We start from the raw sequence: 18,048 nt of genomic DNA, 5'->3' as shown, positions 1-18,048 counted from the left end.
GGTTAAAAGTTTAAGGTTGAATGTTTAAGGTTGGTCTGGGATGAGGCCAGTTAAGAATACTTTAAACATTCAACCTTAAACCAGTTTACTGAGCCGTCCATCCGCCGTCCACAGTGAGGAGCGACCCTACCATGTAGCTGGCGGCGTCGCTGGCGAGGAAAATGGCCGCGCCCTGGATTTCGCGCAGTTCACCCCAACGTTTGAGCGCTGTTGCACCGATGATAAACTTCTTGCCATCTTCGGTGTTGGCGATGGGCAGGTTCATTTCTGTGAGGAAAGGGCCAGGGCAAATGGCGTTTACGGTGATATTAAATGGCGCCAGTTCGAGGGCAAGGGCGCGTGTCATCTGTACCACCGCGCCTTTACTTGAAGCATACGGGGTGCGGTTAGGGACACCAACTACGCCAAGCGTACTGGCAATATTGATGATACTGCCTCTGCCAGCAGCTTTCATGTGCGGTGTTACAGCGCGAGAGGCCAGCCACGTGCCATTGACGTTGATATCGATCACCTGGTTAAAGTCTTCATAGGTGAGCTCATCAATCGGGCCGCGGATGTTGATGCCGGCGCTGTTGATCAAAATGTCGATGCTGCCAAAGGTGTCCATGGCTGTTGTTGCCATGGCTTCCATCTGGTCGAGATCCGTCACATCGCCACCAAAGGCAATGGCCCTGGTGCCGTAGGTATCGCGTATGGTTGCTGCACCTTCTTCACCAACACTGGCGTTGCGGCTCACCAGCATTACATTTGCACCAGCTGAAGCCAGGCCGGCTGCCATAGCCAGGCCCAGGCCTTTTGAGCCTCCAGTGATAAGGGCGGTTTTATTGGTCAGATCAAATTGTTTAATGCCGGGAAGCGCTTGGGTGCTCATGTGATATCAGGTAAATGGGTTATGGGTGCGAACGAAGGTTTGAAAATACCTGTTCGATGTATTTTGTGCGTGTGTATTTCCGTACGTGCGTTAGCCAAGCCCAAGATGGGTGGATGCGTAGGCAAAGGATGATCGTACGTTTTGCTCCTCAAATGCAAGTTGCTCTTCGGGATTTTTGTCTGAGATACCCGGCAGTGTTTTGCCGGCGGCAGATTCCACCATACGAAGCGCCCGCGCGAGTTCTCGTCCGTTTACGTTGTCAAATGTCTCCCAGTATGCATCTGTCATACATGGAATTTTCAATGGATCGCGTGTGATCATCTCGAGATTGAATGTGACGTCAGGATTGTGATGCCGGCACAGTTGCACCACCCGCGACAAGTCGAGCATGCCGTTTCCGAGCGGGACTTCCGCAAGGAGGAATCCATCCTGGTAGGGGGCAACACCCATATCTTTGAAATGGGTTGTGAAGGTATAGGGGGCCAGGGCTTCAACTACTTCCATCGGGTCTTCGAGTAGCGAAATGTTGTTGCCTGTATCCAACGTAATCCCCATCCACGGACTGCCAAGGTGCTCAATGATTGCAATAATCTCCTGAATGCGCCAATCTTTATGATTTTCTATTGCAAGCTTTACCCGGTTGCGCTGCATAACGGGTACAGCCCTTTCGAGGGCAGCTATTGAATCTGCTTTGAACGATTGAAAAGAGGCGAGGGTGGAGAAGGTCTCATATCTACGCCCGCCAAGACAGACGGCGCGTAAAATGGTGGCGCCGGCTTCCCGTGCATTTTTTACTTCGTGTTCAAAGCGTGCCAGGTCATCTCCGTCATCTTTGGGAAGGGAGATCTGCCCTTCCAGATACAGGTTATGTTTTTCGCGTGCATCGCGCACCTTGCCGGCAAAGGCCTCTGCCCATCCCCGTACGCCAATCTGTATACCGCCTGCGCCAAGCTGTTGGCTGTGGGCCAATACCTGCAACGCATCCGTAAAGGCCGGATATTGTTTACTAGCTGCTTTTGAACGCCAGCGGATGGCGTACGAGGCAATACTGATGCCCATCCGTGGCCCCAGAGATTGGGGCAAGACAAGGGAGGGTGCTGATAGTGGCGCGAGGGCCATCGCTGAGGCGGTTGCCGTGGTTTCCAGAAATTGGCGACGATTCATGACGTTAGGGGGTTGGTGGATGAAGCGCTGCTTGGTTATTCGAGTACTTCAGGTGCGTTGAGCAATTCGTCGACGGTCCATGGCACAACGCGGCCCTGTGAGCGATGGCGTACACGGCTAACTGTTCTTGCATCTATGGGTGTCGCGTTGTTGTCCCAAGCGCGCCGGATATACGTAAGGATGGCGGAGAGTTCGCGATCGTCGAGTACTGAGTGGCCTGGCATTACAGGCAAAATTTCAGGTGCGTCGTAGTTTTTTCCATTGACCGTGATGGGGCCTTCGAGGCCGTGCAGCACGAGGCGAATTAGCGGCGTTGGATCACCTGTGACCCATTCAGATGAAGCCAATGGAGGCGCAAATCGATTCAGGCCGGCGCCGTTGTTGCCGTGGCAGCCGGCGCAACCTGCAAGGTACTGTTGCCTTCCGGCCGCAAACAACGCCTGGGTTTGCGCATCCATGGTTTGTTCATTAGCTGTTGAAACGGGTGCAGCTTGCTTACCGGGCCAGGATATACCCTGCATGGCATTGGCCACGCGCGTTTGCCATGTAGCGTCTGATGAAGCTACAAGCGTCGGCCGCGTTTTGAGCATGGTTGGGGTATCGCTGTGTTTGGGACCATTTACCGCAAGTGCATCGACGAGGATATCGGCGCGTACATTGTTATTTGCTTTTGCAGCTTCGATTTTTGCAAATAGCTGCGTCATCTCTTCCGGTTGTTGCCGGTTGGAGATGGCCGTTGTAAGCATCTCCAGAAAAATAGACTGGTTTGGATCTGGCGTTTGCCAGGATGGCGCTTGCCAAATAGCTTCGAGAAAAGCCATCTCCCAGTTATGCAGGCTACTCATGACAGCATCGCGCATTACAGGCTCGTGTACGTTTTGAGAAAGTATGCCTAGCAAGGGAGAAGACGAATTCGTTTTTACCAGGCTGCCGAGCGTCAGGGCAAGTTGCAGTTGTACAGCCGAAGAGGCGGAGGACAAAATATCTGTTGTAACCTCGGCTATTTTCGCACCTGGTTGTCGTTTTTTGAGGCCTTCGAGGATGCGCAGAGCAGCAATCTGGACCAGGTCATTTTCAGTTTTGAGGGCCGCCAGGAACGTCGCCGGGTCTTTGTAATCCATGCCGGCCAGCGTCCACATCGCGTGTTGCCGGCCTAGTGGATTGGCGCCTTTGATTACCACCGTTTCCAACAATGGAATGGTGGCCGGGTCTGCTTGCTCAACGAGTAGCCGTTGTGCAACATCGCGATACCAACCATCTTCATGAGAGAGCATCGCAACCAACGCTTCGCCAGAGGCTTCGGATAATGCTGTTGATGCCGGAGGCTGCCAGTCATCGGGGACAATGCGCCAGATGCGTCCCATGTGCACCGGCGTATCGAGTTTGCGGTTCAGGGTCACCTCCCGCAGGTACGGCGTCATGTAGGCGCCATGCTGGATAATGCCTCGGTACATATCCGCAATATAAAGTGCACCACTGGGGCCCGAAGCGAGCGCCACGGGTCTGAAACGCTCGTCTGTTGAGGCCAGGAATTCAGACGCTTCGTAAGCAGCTTCGGCGGTGAGGGTAAAACCGTTCTCTGCAATGGTATTGCGTTTGATGAGGTTGCCGGCAGGCTCGCAAACAAACACATCCCCGCGAAATCCCGGTAATGCTGTACCGCGGTAAACAAGTGGGGAAGAGGCAGACGTAAATTCGAGCAGTTTGCCATCATCATCCAGGTTACCCGGAATGTTGCCGCGGTTGACCGCAAGGTTTGGTCTGATGGGGTAAATGCTGCGATCAACCGTTAGGCCGTGGTCGATGCCGCTTGTGGGGGTGTGGCTGGGATTCCGCGAGAGGTAATTGGGGGGCACCAGGTCTGCGTGTAGCTGTGACCAGTTGTAGTTGTAAAAAAGCCGGCCGGCGTCATCGTGGGAAAGGCCCCATTGCCCTCTGAACTCGGTTTCGCTTTGCGTCCAGGCATCACCTGCCCTTTTGTAGCGGGTGGTCGACTTTGCATTGTAGTACCAGTTGTCTAGCCCCCGCCACATGCCATTGGGGGAGTGCTCCGGCAGGCCGCTACCGCCATATTCAGCGTCAATCAAGTTTTTTCGGTCAGCGACCAGGTCGCCGTCTGTATCTTCTGCAAACCACAATGGCAGTTGCTCTGCAACCAGGGCGCCTCCTGAAACGACGGCCAATGAACGGGGCAGGACCAGGCTGTCTAGAAACGTGGTGCGCGTGTCCATCAGCCCATCTCCTGTAGTATCTGTCAATACAGCAATGCGTCCGAGTGGGGCATCCTCATTGGTCCCTTCTATGTCCGTCATGAAGCCGCGCATTTCGATGACCCAGAGCCGGCCATCTTCGTCGAATGTGAGGCCAACCGGGTCTTCCACGAGTGGTTCAGCAGCAACCAACTGGATTTTGTAGCCAGGCTTTATCTGAAAAGTGGCAAGGGCCTGGGTGGGCGAGAGCGGCGGGGAGTGGTCAGGGTCATAAGCGGGCGCAGATGCCGAGTTGGTGCAACCAGTAAACAGAAGCAGACAACTTAGCAAACAACCGGCTGTGGGTAGCCAGTAGATAACGCGTCCCCATGGGGATGCTGCGCGCGATACACGGTTTGTGCTCGCCATCGGGATTCCAGTTTAGGGTGAAAGAAAGCCGGCTCCACCTTTATCTGACACCCGCCACTTGCATGTCGAGGGTATAAACCGCTCCCATGGCCGTGACAAAGAGGGTTTGTCTGTCTGCACCGCCGAACGTGACGTTGGCGGTCCATTTTTCGTCTACTTCAATGTGTTCAATTTGCTCGCCAGATGCATTAAATACGGTGACGCCCCTGCCCGTTAAATAGACATTGCCCGCGGTGTCGAGCGTCATACCGTCTGAGCCCATCTCTGCAAAGAGCCGGCGGTCCGTTAGCGATGCATCCGGGTTTATTGTGAACGCATAGGTTTTGCTGTCTCCAATGTCGGCAACATAGAGGGTTTTGCCATCTGGTGTGCCAATGAGGCCATTGGGGCGGACAAAGCCGTCAGCAGCCACCGATACCGATTGACGATCCGGTGATACATAATACAGGCGTTCGTCTTCAATTTCTTTTTTCTTCGCGCGTCCAGTAATCGCGCTTGTAAAACGGGTCGGTGAAATAGATGCCGCCATCAGCATCAATCCACAAGTCGTTTGGGCCGTTTAGTTTTTTACCTTCAAAATCTGATACCAGCACGCTGACTTCTTTGTCCATACTGATCGACCAGAGTTCGTTGTTTTCATCTGCACAGGCGAGCAAGTTGCCGGCATCGTCGAAGTAGAGGCCGTTGGAGCGCCCGGTGTTCTGCATGAAAACAGACAGTTCGCCATCCGTTGACCATTTTACAATCTGATCATTGGGCTGGTCGGTGAAATACACGTTCCCTGAAGCATCAACGGCCGGCCCCTCTGTAAATACAAAAGAAGTGTCTACACGCTGCAGCGTTGCATTTTCAGCGATGACTTGTGCGATGGCATCTTTTGGGGCTGGCTGTGTGCAACCGTTAACAAGTACAAAGAGGATGCAGCAAAAGACAAGTTGTGTAGTAAGACGGGTATACATTGTATCGGGGCGGCGGAGGAAAATGGAAACGGTGGAATCCAAAATCCTAATTTCCTATGTAAAAAGCCATTTTGTTATTTTAGCCGTTCACAACCGCGTCGTATCCTGTACCAATCATCCCATACTTGTGCAAAGCGACCAGTTTTTTTCCAGTCTCCCTGTTCAGCGCGTTTCTTTGAGCGCCTTGCTTGATAACGGGGCCCATTTCAAGGAAGTGCCGGCTGACTGGCATGTGATTATCACAGATATTAAAAACTCAACGCAGGCTTTTCGCGCCGGGCGCTCCGAAGAGATTAACCTCATTGCAACGGGATGTATCATCGCAACGCTGAATCTTGCCCAACGGCAGCACATTGAAGTCCCCTTCTTTTTTGGCGGTGATGGTGCCACCTTGATTGTCCCGGCAGCGCTCTGTCAGCCGGCTTTGGACGCCTTAAAGGTGCATCGAGAAAATACACGCATCAACTTTGGTCTCGACCTCAGGGTTGGCGCTGTGCCTGTTGCATCTTTGCAGCAGCAGGGCCATCTTTTGCAAATCAGCCGGCTGCATGTATCTGACGTGTTTTCGATTCCTGTTGTGCTAGGGGAGGGGCTCGGTGCAGCCGAGCGGATTGTGAAAGGGGAAGACGATGATGCTGTGCTCCAGGAACCACCCATGGCTGACCTGGATCTGACCGGTATGGAGTGCCGCTGGGATAAAATCAAGCCGGCATCCGAAGCCCACGAGGTTGTTTGTCTCCTGGTCTCTGCTCAAGCAGCAACCCGGCAAATGAAGGCGTTTAAACAGGTGGTGGATCTAATTGATAATATCTATGGATCTTTCCACAGCCGAAATCCAGTCACAGCGCCGCAACTGAAGATGAAAGCAACACGTGGCAAAATTGGCCTGGAAATGCGCGTGCGTCTCGGTGGCAAAAAAGCCGGATACTTACTCAAAAACTGGCTCTTTACCCTGTTTGGCAAGTGGGTATACGTAAAGCAGCGTGCCGGTAAAGTGTATATAGAAAAGCTGGTTAACTTAACTGACACCCTCGTCATAGACGGTCGCATTAACACGGTAATTGCCGGCAAGCGCGCGCAGCGGCTTTTGCTTGAAACTGAACTCAATAAACTGGAAGCAGCCGGTGTTATCACCTACGGCCTATTTGTAAGCCAGGAATCCATCATGTCGTGCTACGTCCGCGACCGCAAGGATAAACACATCCATTTTGTAGATGGTGCGGACGGAGGGTACACCATGGCGGCTACAATGCTCAAGCAAAAACTACGGAAGCTGTAAGGGCGTCTGCTACAGGTCTTTTTCTACAGCGCGACCTTTTCTCCGACGGCCTTTCTGACAGCCGGCGCGACTTTGGTACCCAACAACTCAATCGCGCGCATGGTTTGATCATGGGGGAGAGAGCCTACGGTTAGCTGAATCAGGAATCGGTCGTTGTTGAAAAGTTCGTGTTCATACAGGATTTTGTCGATGATTTCCTGTGGACTGCCAACGAGCGCTGCACCGTGTGGCGCACGTTCCGACTCAAAATGGTCGCGTGTAATCGGCATCCAGCCCCGCTCCCGTCCAATTCGGTTCATCGTTTCAGCAAAATACGGGTAGCTCTCATCAGCAGCTTGCTTCGATGCGTCAGCAATGTGTCCGTGTGAATTGATGCTAACCGGCATGTCGGCCAGGTTGTGACCGGCTTGTTTGGCAACTTCGCGGTACAATTCTACCATAGGTTTGAACCGTGCCGGCTGCCCGCCGATAATGGCAAGCGCAAGCGGCAAGCCCAGCGTTGCGGCCCTGACCACGGATTGCGGTGTGCCGCCAACAGCAAGCCATACGGGGAGTGGCTGCTGCAGGGGGCGCGGGTAAACGCCCTGTCCGGTTAGCGGTGCCCTGTGCGTACCTTCCCATCGGACCTGCTCCTGCTCGCGTACGGTGAGTAGCAGGTCCAGTTTTTCGGCAAAGATGGTGTCGTATTGATCGAGTTCGTATCCAAACAGGGGGAACGATTCTACAAACGAACCGCGGCCGGCCATAATTTCTGCGCGGCCTCCAGAAAGGAGATCAATGGTGGCAAAATCCTGGAATACACGGATCGGGTCGTCAGAGCCAAGTACAGATACAGCGCTTGTAAGGCGAATCTTCTCTGTTTTTACAGCGGCTGCGGCGAGCACAACTGCCGGCGAAGACGCGGCAAAGTCGGTTCGGTGGTGTTCTCCCAATCCAAATACATCCAGTCCAACCTGGTCAGCCAATACAATCTCTTCTACCAGGTGCTTCATCCGCTCTGCCGGCGAAATTGTTGTATTGGTGTGTGGATCACGCGTTGTTTCTGCAAAACTGTAAATGCCTATTTCCATGAATCGATGGATTAGTTAAGTCGATGGTGACCTGTACGTCATTTTGAGCCACCCGGAAAATCCGAAACTGTACGCTGCATGCGCCCAAAGTACCGGTAAACTGTAAAAAAGATTTACTACCTCATAGGTTACCCCAAAGCCTATAGTTCGCATCGGCATATGAACGTCTGTTCTGCGTCGACATCCAATAGTCAGCCTTCAGTTTGCAATGTTTACGCGCCAATGGGTCAAGGCCCACACCCAATTTGTTACAGTAGTACGGTTTCTGCTAATCTTTGGCCTGTTTGGTTATCTCGGGGCTTCGCCGCTCCTTGCCCAGACTGGCGAGATTGAAATTACAGGAGAGCTGAAAAAATGGCATCCTGTTACACTTACACTAGACGGACCTTCCTCTGCTGAAACCGCCGATCCCAATCCTTTCCTGGATTATCGCTTGAATGTGACCTTCACACAGGGCGCTACAACGATCGAGGTGCCCGGCTTCTTTGCCGCGGATGGCGATGCTGCCAATACGTCAGCAACCAGCGGGACCAAGTGGCGCGCCCGCTTTACGCCCCACCTTACCGGTACCTGGAACTATGAACTCTCCTTCCGTGAAGGCGACAACGTTGCGGTTGATGATTCACCAACTGCCGGCACACCAAATTCTTTTGATGGCATAACGGGCTCCTTTACGATTGGCGAGACAGACAAGTCAGGGCTGGATTTTAGGGCACGCGGCACGCTGCGCCAGGTAGGGGAGCATTACCTGCTTTTTGATAGTGGCGAGTGGTTCATTTCTACCGGAACGGGTAGCCCAGAGAATTTCCTCAACTACGAAGGATTTGACAATACCTTTTCGACAGGCACATGGATTCCTAAAACGTATGGCAGTCACATTCCTGATTGGAATGCTGGAGACCCGACCTGGGGCAATGACGAAGGCAAGGGAATTATTGGTGCAATTAATTACCTCTCAAGCGCCGGCGTAAACGGCATGTTCATGATGGTAATGAACGTGCAGGGTGACGGAAAAGATACCTTTCCCTGGATTGCCCACGAAGATTTCTTCCATTTTGATGTTTCCAAGCTGGAGCAGTGGAATATTGTGTTTGAGCACATGAATACAAAAGGCGTCATGCCGCAGCTTGTGCTACAGGAAATGGAAATTGAGCAACTGCTCGACAACGGTGAACTGGGCACCACGCGGACCATGTTTTACCGCGAGATGATGGCCCGCTTCAATCACCTCAACGGTGTGAAGTGGAATATCGGCGAAGAGCACCAGACGGCGGCAAATGGTGGGAATACAGACGCCCAGCGCCTCGATTTTGTAAACTACCTTACAGGAATAGATGCTTACGATCATCCGGTTGTGATGCATACCTCCGCCGGCCAGAGCAACTATGAAGCACTGTTTGGGCCATTCCTCGGCCATCCTGAGTTTGGCGGCATGTCGTACCATATCCACGGCCCGAACAACGGCGGCGCTGATACGCCGGCAGGGCCTGATACATACAAAAACGCTGTCATCTGGCGGGAGAACTCAGCGAATGCCGGCCGCAAATGGGATATTACCCTCGACGAATGCTGTGGCTGGAATACAGGCGTAAAGCCAGATCAGTCCAACATAGAACTCATTCGTAAAGATGAAATGTGGGGTATGCTGATGGCGGGTACCGCCGGCTTCAGCTGGTACCTGGGGTTTGATACAGATCAGCGCGATCTCACCCTTGAAGATTTCAGACGCTACGATTTCTTGTGGGAATATTCAGACATCGCCGGCAGCTTCTTTCGCGAGTATGTACCGTTTGTAGACATGGATCCCAACGATGATCTAACGCCAGTTGAGAACAACCATGTGCTTGCCAAACCAGGTGAAGCCTACGTCGTCTGGCTCAGAGACGGGGGCACCACTACGCTAGATCTCGAAGATAGCAACGAAACCTTCATGGTTGATTGGTACAACCCGCGGACGGGCGGTGAACTGATCTCTGGCGCAGTATCAGAAATCACAGGACCCGGTGTACAATCATTGGGGAGTCCACCATTTGATACCGGAGATGACTGGGCTGTTTTGGTACGCAGCGAGGACGCAATTAGTCCGATTGTCGCGCGCTTTACGTACCAGCCAGGTGTGCTGCCCTTCAGTGTCGATTTTGATGCAACAACTTCATCAAGCACTGATGCGGCAATTGTGTCTTACGATTGGGACTTTGGTGACGGGATGTCTGGAAGTGGCGACATGCCATCCCATACCTACAGCGCACCAGGCCTTTACGTTGTAACCCTTACAATAGAAGATGCCCTCGGCAACAGCGATAACCAGATCCAGACAATAGATGTTGAGGACCCCAATGCATCAGGCGCTTTTCTTGAAGAAGATGGACTGCTTGTTATCGAGGCAGAAAACTTTGAAGAAAGCATAACCCGAAACGGACAAACCTGGACTGAGAGCACTACTTTTTCTGGATTTGAAGGCGCCGGCGCAATGGCTGCCCTACCCGATAACGGAAGCATCTACAGCAGCGGGTATAGCAGCAGTAGTCCTTACATGAACTTCCTCGCCGACTTCACAAACACCGGTACGTACTTCGTTTGGGTCCGCGTTCGTGCTGTATCGAGTGGCAATACGTTACATGTCGGGCTGAATGAAAGCGAAGTTTCTACTGCAGAGTCGATTGAATCTTTCAATTTCAGCGACTGGGAATGGGTGCGCTCGCAGAAATCGGGCGCGAATGCGCAAATGAGTATTGGTAGTGCGGGTGAGCACAACATTACAGTTTGGATGCGTGAAGATGGTATCCACCTGGACCGCATCCTGCTGACAACAGATGCCGGCTTTGTGCCGTCGGGCGGTGGCCCAGCAGAAAGCCCCCGCGCTGGCGGTGGACCAACAGCTGTAATTGCGGCGACGCCGCAGGCTGGTGTAGCACCGCTTGTTGTTGATTTTGATGGGGGTGGTTCAGTGCCGCCTCTTGGCGCATCCATCGTGGGTTACAGCTGGGACTTTGGCGATGGCAATACCGGATTCGGTAGCAGCATCAGCCACACCTACACCACGGATGGTACGTTTACCGCCTCACTGGTTGTCGAAGATTCAAACGGAGGGTTAGGTGCAACGACCGTTTCGATTACCGTTGATCCCGCGCCTGTTGACGATCCTGTTGCAGCATTTACTGCCACCCCGGCAACCGGTACTGCACCGTTGGTCGTTGATTATGATGGCTCAGCATCACAGCCCCCTGCCGGCGCGAGCATCATCAGTTATACATGGGACTTTGGAGACGGCAACACCGGCTCAGGTGAATTCATCACCCATACTTATCAGGATGCCGGCACCTATACGGCAACGCTGACGGTTGAAGATTCAAACGGCAATACGGACGCGGCAACCACAAGCATTACCGTAGATCCCGCTACTTCCATAAACCCGGTGGCAGCCTTCTCGGCAGATCCTGTTGCAGGTACGGTGCCTCTTGAAGTAGCTTTTGATGCATCAGCCTCGACACCTCCTGATGGTGAGACGTTGACCGGTTATACTTGGGACTTTGGGAATAGTGAAACGGGTACAGGTGAAACAGTCAGCCACACCTTTACGGCAACGGGTTCATTTGATGTGACCCTAACGGTTGAAGCCTCGAACGGTAACACCGACACCGAAACCGTCACAATTACGGTGAATCCGGTGCCTGCGGAAGATGCGATGCACATTTCAAGCGTCGCCACAGCCATTGTACGCGGTAGCGGCAACGGTACGGTTGAGGCGACGGTAGTGATTGTTGATGAGGATGGGAGTCCCGTTGAGGCAGCGACGGTGAGCGGTCAGTTTAGCGAAGACCTTACGGGTACCGATACGGCGGTAACTAATAGCGATGGCACTGCTGTTTTGATTTCAGATGCATTCACAACGCGTCCGAATGATCTTGGCTTTTGCGTGGATGCGGTTACCCATGCCTCATTAGTTTATGATCCGGCTGCCAATGATGACCCTTCCTTTGCGTGTGAAGGTACGGGCGGTAATGCGCCGCCAGTTGCTGCCTTTTCGGTTAGCACGACGCTGCTGGAAGCATCCTTTACAGACAACAGCACGGATGTAGATGGTGATGTGGTTGCGTGGTCGTGGGATCTTGGCGATGGTACAAGTTCAACGGATCAGAATCCTGTGCATACCTATGCCGCGAACGGCACGTATACAGTTTCGCTGACAGTGACAGATGACGCCGGCGCAACAGGCACAGCCAGCCAGTCTGTTACCGTGAATGATGGCACGGCTAGTCCAACCATGCACATCGAAAGCATAACCACTGCGGTTGTAAGAGCGAGCGGCAGCGGGTCCGTGGAAGCCACGTTTTTGATCCACGATGAAGGCGGCAATCCGGTACAGGACGTCAGTATCTCTGGTATGTTCAGTGGAGACTTGTCTGGTACAGATACAGGGATAACCGATAACAATGGAGAGGCTGTCTTAATTTCGGATAATTTTTCAACGCGTCCATCGCTTCTTGAGATTTGCGCAGATGCCGTCACGCATGCATCGCTTGTATATGACGCTGCACAAAACAGCGATGGTTCTTTTGATTGTGCAACAGCCGCACTTTCGGAGACCGCTGGAGGGAGTGACTTCTTGCAGATTGAAGCCGAATCTGTGGCTATACCCGAGACGTTCAGCCTGACGCAGAATTATCCTAACCCATTTAATCCCGTAACCAACATCAGCTACGACTTGCCTGATGACGTTGATGTGCGGCTCACGGTGTACAACGTGTTGGGACAGGTTGTACGTGAACTGGTAAATACACGACAGCCTGCGGGGTCTTACGTGGTGCCTTTTGACGCTAACCACTTATCTGCAGGGATTTATATTTACCGTATTGAAGCCGGCGCGTTTTCTTCAAGCCGGCAAATGTTATTGTTGAAGTAAAGCTATACCCATAAACAGGCGGCAGGCTGCGCGTGCCGCTTCTTTATGCGTTTAAGGCGCTTTACATATTTTACATTCTGATGTGCTGATTTAACGAATTGTTAGCTTGCTGTTGCTGAACTTGTGGTTTTGTCGTGTATTTGTTGAAAAATACCACCAAACCCATGAGATCCCTGTTTACAATTTTCCTCGCTCTCACGTATTGCTTTGGCACCTTCTCTTGTGGCCAACCCGGGTACGCACAGCTAGAAGACACAGACCATAGCCGATTTACCCCCGTAGTGCTAACAGAGGGCACCACGCTTGACGAGCCGATGGCATTTGAGGTCCTCAAAGACGGACGGGTTTTCATTATTGAACGGAAAGGGGCGCTCAAGCTTTATAATCCGGTCAGCAAGACCGTTGAGACCGTATTCACGCAGCCCGTCAACACAAAGTACACCAACAAAGAAGGTGAGCAACGCGAAGCAGAAGAAGGCCTTGTTGGCTTGACCGTTCATCCTGATTTTGAAAACAAGCCTTGGGTGTACCTGCTTTATGCTGATCCTGATGAGCCCAAACACGTTTTTGCACGTTGGGACTTCAACAATGGCGCACTCGACCCGGCAACGAAGAAGGTCGTCCTCGAATTCCCGGTGCAGCGTGAAGCGTGTTGCCATACGGGAGGGGGCATGGCGTGGGACAACGCTGGCAACCTCTTTATGACCATCGGCAACAATACGGGCAATAACCTGAGTGCCCACACCGACGAGCGACCCGGGTGGCACAACTGGGATGATCAGCGAGGAGCTGCGAGTACCAATGACTTACGCGGTAAAATTATCCGGATCCACCCTGAAGATGACGGGACCTATACCATTCCTGAAGGCAATCTATTTCCACCTGGTACAGAAAAAACAAAGCCTGAGATTTACACGATGGGGCACCGCAACGCTTGGCGGATCGCAGTTGATAGCAAAACGGGCTACATCTATTGGGGTGAAGTTGGTCCGGATGCTGTGCAGGATACCGAAATTGGTCCGCGCGGTTACGATGAGCTAAACCAGGCTCGCGAACCAGGCTTCTTTGGATGGCCGTATTTCATTGGAGAAAACCACGCATATCCATATTATGATTATGTTGCAGATACCACGCGTGCGCCCAAAGACGCGCTCAACCCGGTCAATAATTCTGTAAATAACACGGGGCTAAATGAATTGCCACCCGCGCAGCCGGCGTTCATTGCTTATCCCTATGGCGTATCCGAGCAATTCCCCCAACTGGGATCTGGTGGCCGTTCTGCTACGGGAGGGCCGGTTTACCGTAAAGCAGATTTCAAAGACGCTGCCCGTCCTTTCCCGGCAAGCTTTGAAGGCAAGTGGCTGGCTGCAGACCTGTCTCGCGGCTGGATCATGGCCATTGCCATAGATGAAAAAGGCAACTACGATTCGATGGAACGGCTTGTACCTGACTACAATCCTGCTGAAATCATCGACATGAAATTTGGGCCAGACGGTGACTTGTATGTGCTTGAATATGGCAGCCGTTGGTTTCGGGATAGCGATGACGATAAACTGGTGAGGATTGAATACAACGCTGGGAATCGTACACCGGTTGTGGCCGCATCTGCAGATAAGAGTGGGGGCAGCGTACCGCTAGATGTTACCCTCTCTGCAGATGGTACCATCGATTATGATGGCGATGTGTTGACCTATGAATGGCGTGTCAAACATCAGGAGAGCGGGACGTTGAATGTGTACAGCGGTATGGCGCAGCAACTGACCCTGGATCAAGTAGGCATTTATGACGTGACGCTTGAAGTCGAAGATCCTGATGGAGCGACCAATACCAAGTCATTACAGCTGATTGCCGGCAATGAGCCCCCGGTTGTTGACCTGACGTTGGCCAACAACCAGACCTTCTTCTTCGCTGGTGAATCTATTGATTATGCCGCAGAAGTACGCGACGTAGAAGATGGTGCTGAAAATAATGGATTGATCGATCCTGCACAGGTTGCGATGAGCATCGACTATGTGTCGGAAGGATTTGACTATGCAGAAGTAATGCAGGGGCAGCGCAGCGTGGATCAGTCGACCCGTTATGCTGTTGCCGAAGCCTTGATGGGACAAAGTGATTGTGCCGTTTGCCACCAGCCTGATGTCAGGTCAGCCGGGCCGGCCTACACAGAAATTGCTGAGCGGTACAGCGGAGACCGCGATGCGCCAGAAATGCTTGCGGGCAAAATTCGCAATGGTGGTTCGGGTGTTTGGGGTGAAATCAACATGCCGGCGCATCCTGCCATATCAGAAAACGACGCGCGCCTCATCGCAAATTACCTGGTGAACTACGGAGACAAAACCGTAGCAACGATGCCGGTGTCTGGCAGTTATACCCTCGACGTACCTGAAGGCGATAACGGACGCGGCACCCTGGTCATCCGTGCCGCTTACAAAGACCGGGGCAAAGGCAATGTGCCGGCACTGGCAACGGAAAGTGTAGTCATCCTGAAAAGTGCTCTAGTAGACCCCGGTAGCGCAAGCAGCATTGTTGGTGTGGAAGCTTCACAATTTCGGGGCAGCGGCCCAACGACGGTTCGTGCGAAAGACAGCGGATACATCAGTTTTGAAGGCATCGACCTGACAGGTATTGCTGGACTAAATCTGAACGCCTCAGCTTCTTTGCGTGCCGGTGATGTTGGCGGGACACTCGAAGTGCGCCTGGGTAGTGCACAAGGGACTTTGCTTGGGGCTGTCGATATCGCCGTAACATCTGGCGGTTGGCGTCAGCGCCCTGAGCCTAAGTCGTTAGAATTTGCAGCACAAGAAGGCCTTCAAGACCTGTTTTTAGTGTTCAAGAGCGAAACAGCAAAAGACATCGACCCGCTTTTTTCCCTCTCACGTATAGAATTTGTGCGCGCTACTAATTAACCTTGGTAGTGCTGTCCACACAGCATTGCACCGACCTGCCTATCGCTAGACAACCGTTGTTATCATGAAAGAACATCAGAACGAGTGCTCCGCTTCAGTTTTATCCCGCCGCAAGTTTATTGGTACAACAGCAGGTGCTGCTTTTGCTGGTGCGCTTGTGAAGCCCGCACATGTTGTCAAAAGTCTTGCGCCAGATATCCGGGGCGTTATGGTTGGTGCAATTTCTTATAGCTACCGCGCTCTGCCGAGCAGTGCTGAGGAGGTGCTTGGGTACCTGAAAAGCGCCGGCCTTGACACCGTTGAACTGATGGGCAACGTTGCAGAGTCTTTTGCCGGTGCACCCGAAGGGCCCGGTTGGCCGAGTGGCGGGCGGAATGCATCCCCAGAGGAATTGCAGGCCTTCCGCAAAAAACGCGCGGAATATGGTGAGGTAATGAAAGGCTGGCGTATGCAGGCAGACATGGGCAAGTTTGAAATGCTTGGACAGATGTACCACGACGCCGGCGTTAAAATCGATATCCTGAAACTGGGTGATCCTCGCTGGTCGAACGATGCCATCGATTATGCATTCAACGCAGCGAAAGCTGTTGGCGCGCGCGGGATTTCTTTTGAAATTTCTGATGAAGGAGCTGAGCGCATAGCTCCCTTTGCAGACAAACATCAAATGCTCGTTGGTCTGCACAACCACACGCAAGTAGCAGAAGCAGGTTTTTCTTTTGACAAGCCCCTTTCGTATTCGAAATACAACATGCTGAACCTCGATATTGGGCATTACATTGCCGGCTTGAGTGAGTCGCCAATTCCAATTCTCAATAAATACCATGGGCGTATTTCGCATCTGCATTTGAAAGACCGCAAGTCTGCAATAAACGGCGGGAAAAACGTTGCGTGGGGCGATGGAGATACCCCCATTGGAGAGGTGTTACGGCTGCTGCAGCGGAAACAGTACCCTATCACAGCCATGATCGAATTTGAGTATGAAGTGCCAGAAGGGTCAACGGTATTGGCCGAAATGGGCAAATGTGTTGCTTACTGCAAGGGTGCGCTGTCTTAACGCGTCCAGCAGTTTGCGTGATTAACATTCGAATCAATGGTACAATGAAAAGAAGGTCGTTTTTAAAACAGGTCTCAGCTGCTACGGCTGCCGGGGCGCTTGTATCTGCATGCCAAACACCAGATGAACAGCAGCCAATAACGCTTGGTGTTGGCCTGTTTACCCTGCCTTTGTGGATGGAGCGTGACTTTGAAGGGACCTTGAAAAAGCTGGCGGATATCGGGTACAAAGAACTGGAGTTTTACGGACCCTATAGCTTTAGCACTACGAGCGCCCATGCTTCATGGGATGCGATTACGCCCTCACTGCCCTTTAGTGGTAGCGGATACTTTGGCAAAACGCCGGCTGAAGTACGCGCATTATTGGATGCATACGGTTTAGCTGCACCCGCTATGCACACAGACCTCGATACACTCAGTTCGAATATCGATGGGCTTGGCGAAGCTGCTGCGGTTGTGGGGCACAAATACGCCGGCATTGCTGCCATCCCCGAAGAGCTCCGCACATCACTCGATGACTACAAGCGTATCGCTGAGCGATTCAACGAGATTGGTATGAGGCTACGGCCGTATGGCATCAAGTTTTTGTATCACAACCATGGCTACGGATTGGTAGAAACGGAAGGCGAAATTCCAATGCAGCTTCTCCTCGAAGAAACGGAGCCTGCCTATGTAGCGATGGAAATGGATGTCTTTTGGACGATAGCCGGCAAAGCTGATCCCATTACCTACCTTGAAGCCTATCCCGGTCGCTACAAACTCATGCATGTGAAAGACATGACAGAGCGCGTGGTCTTTGCCGGAGACGGCGGCAAACCCGAAGAATGGATTGGCCTCTTTGATAAAATGGCTGACGCCGGCGCCGGTGTACTTGATTTAAAAGGGATCCTTGCCGCTGCAAAGAAAAGTGGCGTTGACCATTACTTCCTGGAAAGAGATATGGCTCCAGACCCGGAATTGACCTTGCAGACCAGCTACAACAACCTTACCGCGCTTGCCGTATAGCGTTTTTGGCAATGCCATTCAACCCTATGCTTTACCTGCTCCCTATGAAAACAACTGCACTTGTTTGTCTGCTTTTAATGATGGTAACCCCTGGCGCAATGGCACAATTGGAAAATGACGATGCCCCACCCGTTGTGACAACGCAAAACGGAACGCTTCAGGGAAGCATTTCCTCGGGCATACGTATGTTTCGGGGAATTTCCTTCGCGCAGCCTCCAGT

11 protein-coding genes are annotated in these 18,048 nt (G+C 52.5%); 5 read left to right on the top strand and 6 right to left on the bottom strand.

All coding sequences use genetic code 11. From position 1 onward, the window contains the following. Positions 1-85: 85 nt before the first annotated feature. From AAF564_11695 to AAF564_11675, 5 genes are all read right to left on the bottom strand, one after another. Positions 86-871: a 3-oxoacyl-ACP reductase family protein gene (locus AAF564_11695; protein ID MEM8486204.1), complete on the bottom strand. Its 786-nt coding sequence runs from the start codon at positions 869-871 to the stop codon at positions 86-88. A 90-nt stretch (positions 872-961) separates the two neighbouring features. Beyond that, positions 962-2,035 carry a TIM barrel protein gene (locus AAF564_11690; GenBank protein MEM8486203.1) on the bottom strand — a complete coding sequence of 358 codons (1,074 nt, stop codon included), beginning with the start codon at positions 2,033-2,035 and terminating at the stop codon, positions 962-964. A gap of 35 nt (positions 2,036-2,070) precedes the next feature. Then, a complete protein-coding gene (locus AAF564_11685; protein MEM8486202.1) occupies positions 2,071-4,653 on the bottom strand; it encodes a c-type cytochrome in 2,583 nt (860 codons plus the stop codon). 40 nt (positions 4,654-4,693) lie between these two features. Further along, positions 4,694-5,182 (bottom strand): SMP-30/gluconolactonase/LRE family protein, encoded by a 489-nt coding sequence (locus AAF564_11680; GenBank protein MEM8486201.1) that lies wholly within the window; start codon positions 5,180-5,182, stop codon positions 4,694-4,696. Further along, on the bottom strand, positions 5,112-5,612 hold the full coding sequence (locus tag AAF564_11675) for an SMP-30/gluconolactonase/LRE family protein (protein MEM8486200.1): 501 nt from the start codon (positions 5,610-5,612) through the stop codon (positions 5,112-5,114). The genes AAF564_11680 and AAF564_11675 overlap by 71 nt, the downstream gene beginning before the upstream one ends. A gap of 127 nt (positions 5,613-5,739) precedes the next feature. On the opposite strand from AAF564_11675, the gene AAF564_11670 reads away from it, so the two are divergent. Beyond that, the gene (locus AAF564_11670) at positions 5,740-6,891 is read left to right on the top strand and encodes a DUF3095 family protein (GenBank protein ID MEM8486199.1); all 1,152 of its coding nucleotides are present in this window, start codon (positions 5,740-5,742) and stop codon (positions 6,889-6,891) included. A gap of 23 nt (positions 6,892-6,914) precedes the next feature. On the opposite strand, the gene AAF564_11665 is transcribed toward AAF564_11670, so the two are convergent. Then, positions 6,915-7,961 (bottom strand): LLM class flavin-dependent oxidoreductase, encoded by a 1,047-nt coding sequence (locus AAF564_11665; GenBank protein ID MEM8486198.1) that lies wholly within the window; start codon positions 7,959-7,961, stop codon positions 6,915-6,917. 208 nt (positions 7,962-8,169) lie between these two features. Here AAF564_11665 and AAF564_11660 point away from each other — a divergent pair, with 208 nt between their 5' ends. The 4 genes from AAF564_11660 to AAF564_11645 all read left to right on the top strand — a co-directional run bounded on the left by AAF564_11660 (position 8,170) and on the right by AAF564_11645 (position 17,828). Beyond that, a complete protein-coding gene (locus AAF564_11660) occupies positions 8,170-12,864 on the top strand; it encodes a PKD domain-containing protein (protein MEM8486197.1) in 4,695 nt (1,564 codons plus the stop codon). A gap of 164 nt (positions 12,865-13,028) precedes the next feature. Continuing rightward, positions 13,029-15,770, top strand: a complete 2,742-nt coding sequence (locus AAF564_11655) for a PQQ-dependent sugar dehydrogenase (protein MEM8486196.1) — start codon at positions 13,029-13,031, stop codon at positions 15,768-15,770. Between the two features lie 64 nt (positions 15,771-15,834). Next, positions 15,835-16,824: a TIM barrel protein gene (locus AAF564_11650; GenBank protein MEM8486195.1), complete on the top strand. Its 990-nt coding sequence runs from the start codon at positions 15,835-15,837 to the stop codon at positions 16,822-16,824. A 44-nt stretch (positions 16,825-16,868) separates the two neighbouring features. Then, positions 16,869-17,828, top strand: coding sequence for a sugar phosphate isomerase/epimerase (locus tag AAF564_11645; protein ID MEM8486194.1), 960 nt, complete (start codon positions 16,869-16,871; stop codon positions 17,826-17,828). The last annotated feature ends 220 nt before the right edge of the window (positions 17,829-18,048 follow it).

Source organism: Bacteroidota bacterium (assembly GCA_039111535.1).
Taxonomy (GTDB): domain Bacteria; phylum Bacteroidota; class Rhodothermia; order Rhodothermales; family JAHQVL01; genus JBCCIM01.
Note: the sequence above shows the minus strand (reverse complement) of the source record. Positions and strands in the feature narration are given on the sequence as shown.

What these genes read in the sequence shown, in the direction of transcription:
- AAF564_11650 (MEM8486195.1), top strand. Translation starts at nt 15,835, where the DNA reads ATGAAAGAACATCAGAACGAGTGCTCCGCTTCAGTTTTATCCCGCCGC.
- AAF564_11660 (MEM8486197.1), top strand. Translation starts at nt 8,170, where the DNA reads ATGTTTACGCGCCAATGGGTCAAGGCCCACACCCAATTTGTTACAGTA.
- AAF564_11665 (MEM8486198.1), bottom strand. Translation starts at nt 7,961, where the DNA reads ATGGAAATAGGCATTTACAGTTTTGCAGAAACAACGCGTGATCCACAC.
- AAF564_11675 (MEM8486200.1), bottom strand. Translation starts at nt 5,612, where the DNA reads ATGTATACCCGTCTTACTACACAACTTGTCTTTTGCTGCATCCTCTTT.
- AAF564_11645 (MEM8486194.1), top strand. Translation starts at nt 16,869, where the DNA reads ATGAAAAGAAGGTCGTTTTTAAAACAGGTCTCAGCTGCTACGGCTGCC.
- AAF564_11695 (MEM8486204.1), bottom strand. Translation starts at nt 871, where the DNA reads ATGAGCACCCAAGCGCTTCCCGGCATTAAACAATTTGATCTGACCAAT.
- AAF564_11680 (MEM8486201.1), bottom strand. Translation starts at nt 5,182, where the DNA reads ATGGCGGCATCTATTTCACCGACCCGTTTTACAAGCGCGATTACTGGA.
- AAF564_11655 (MEM8486196.1), top strand. Translation starts at nt 13,029, where the DNA reads ATGAGATCCCTGTTTACAATTTTCCTCGCTCTCACGTATTGCTTTGGC.
- AAF564_11685 (MEM8486202.1), bottom strand. Translation starts at nt 4,653, where the DNA reads ATGGCGAGCACAAACCGTGTATCGCGCGCAGCATCCCCATGGGGACGC.
- AAF564_11690 (MEM8486203.1), bottom strand. Translation starts at nt 2,035, where the DNA reads ATGAATCGTCGCCAATTTCTGGAAACCACGGCAACCGCCTCAGCGATG.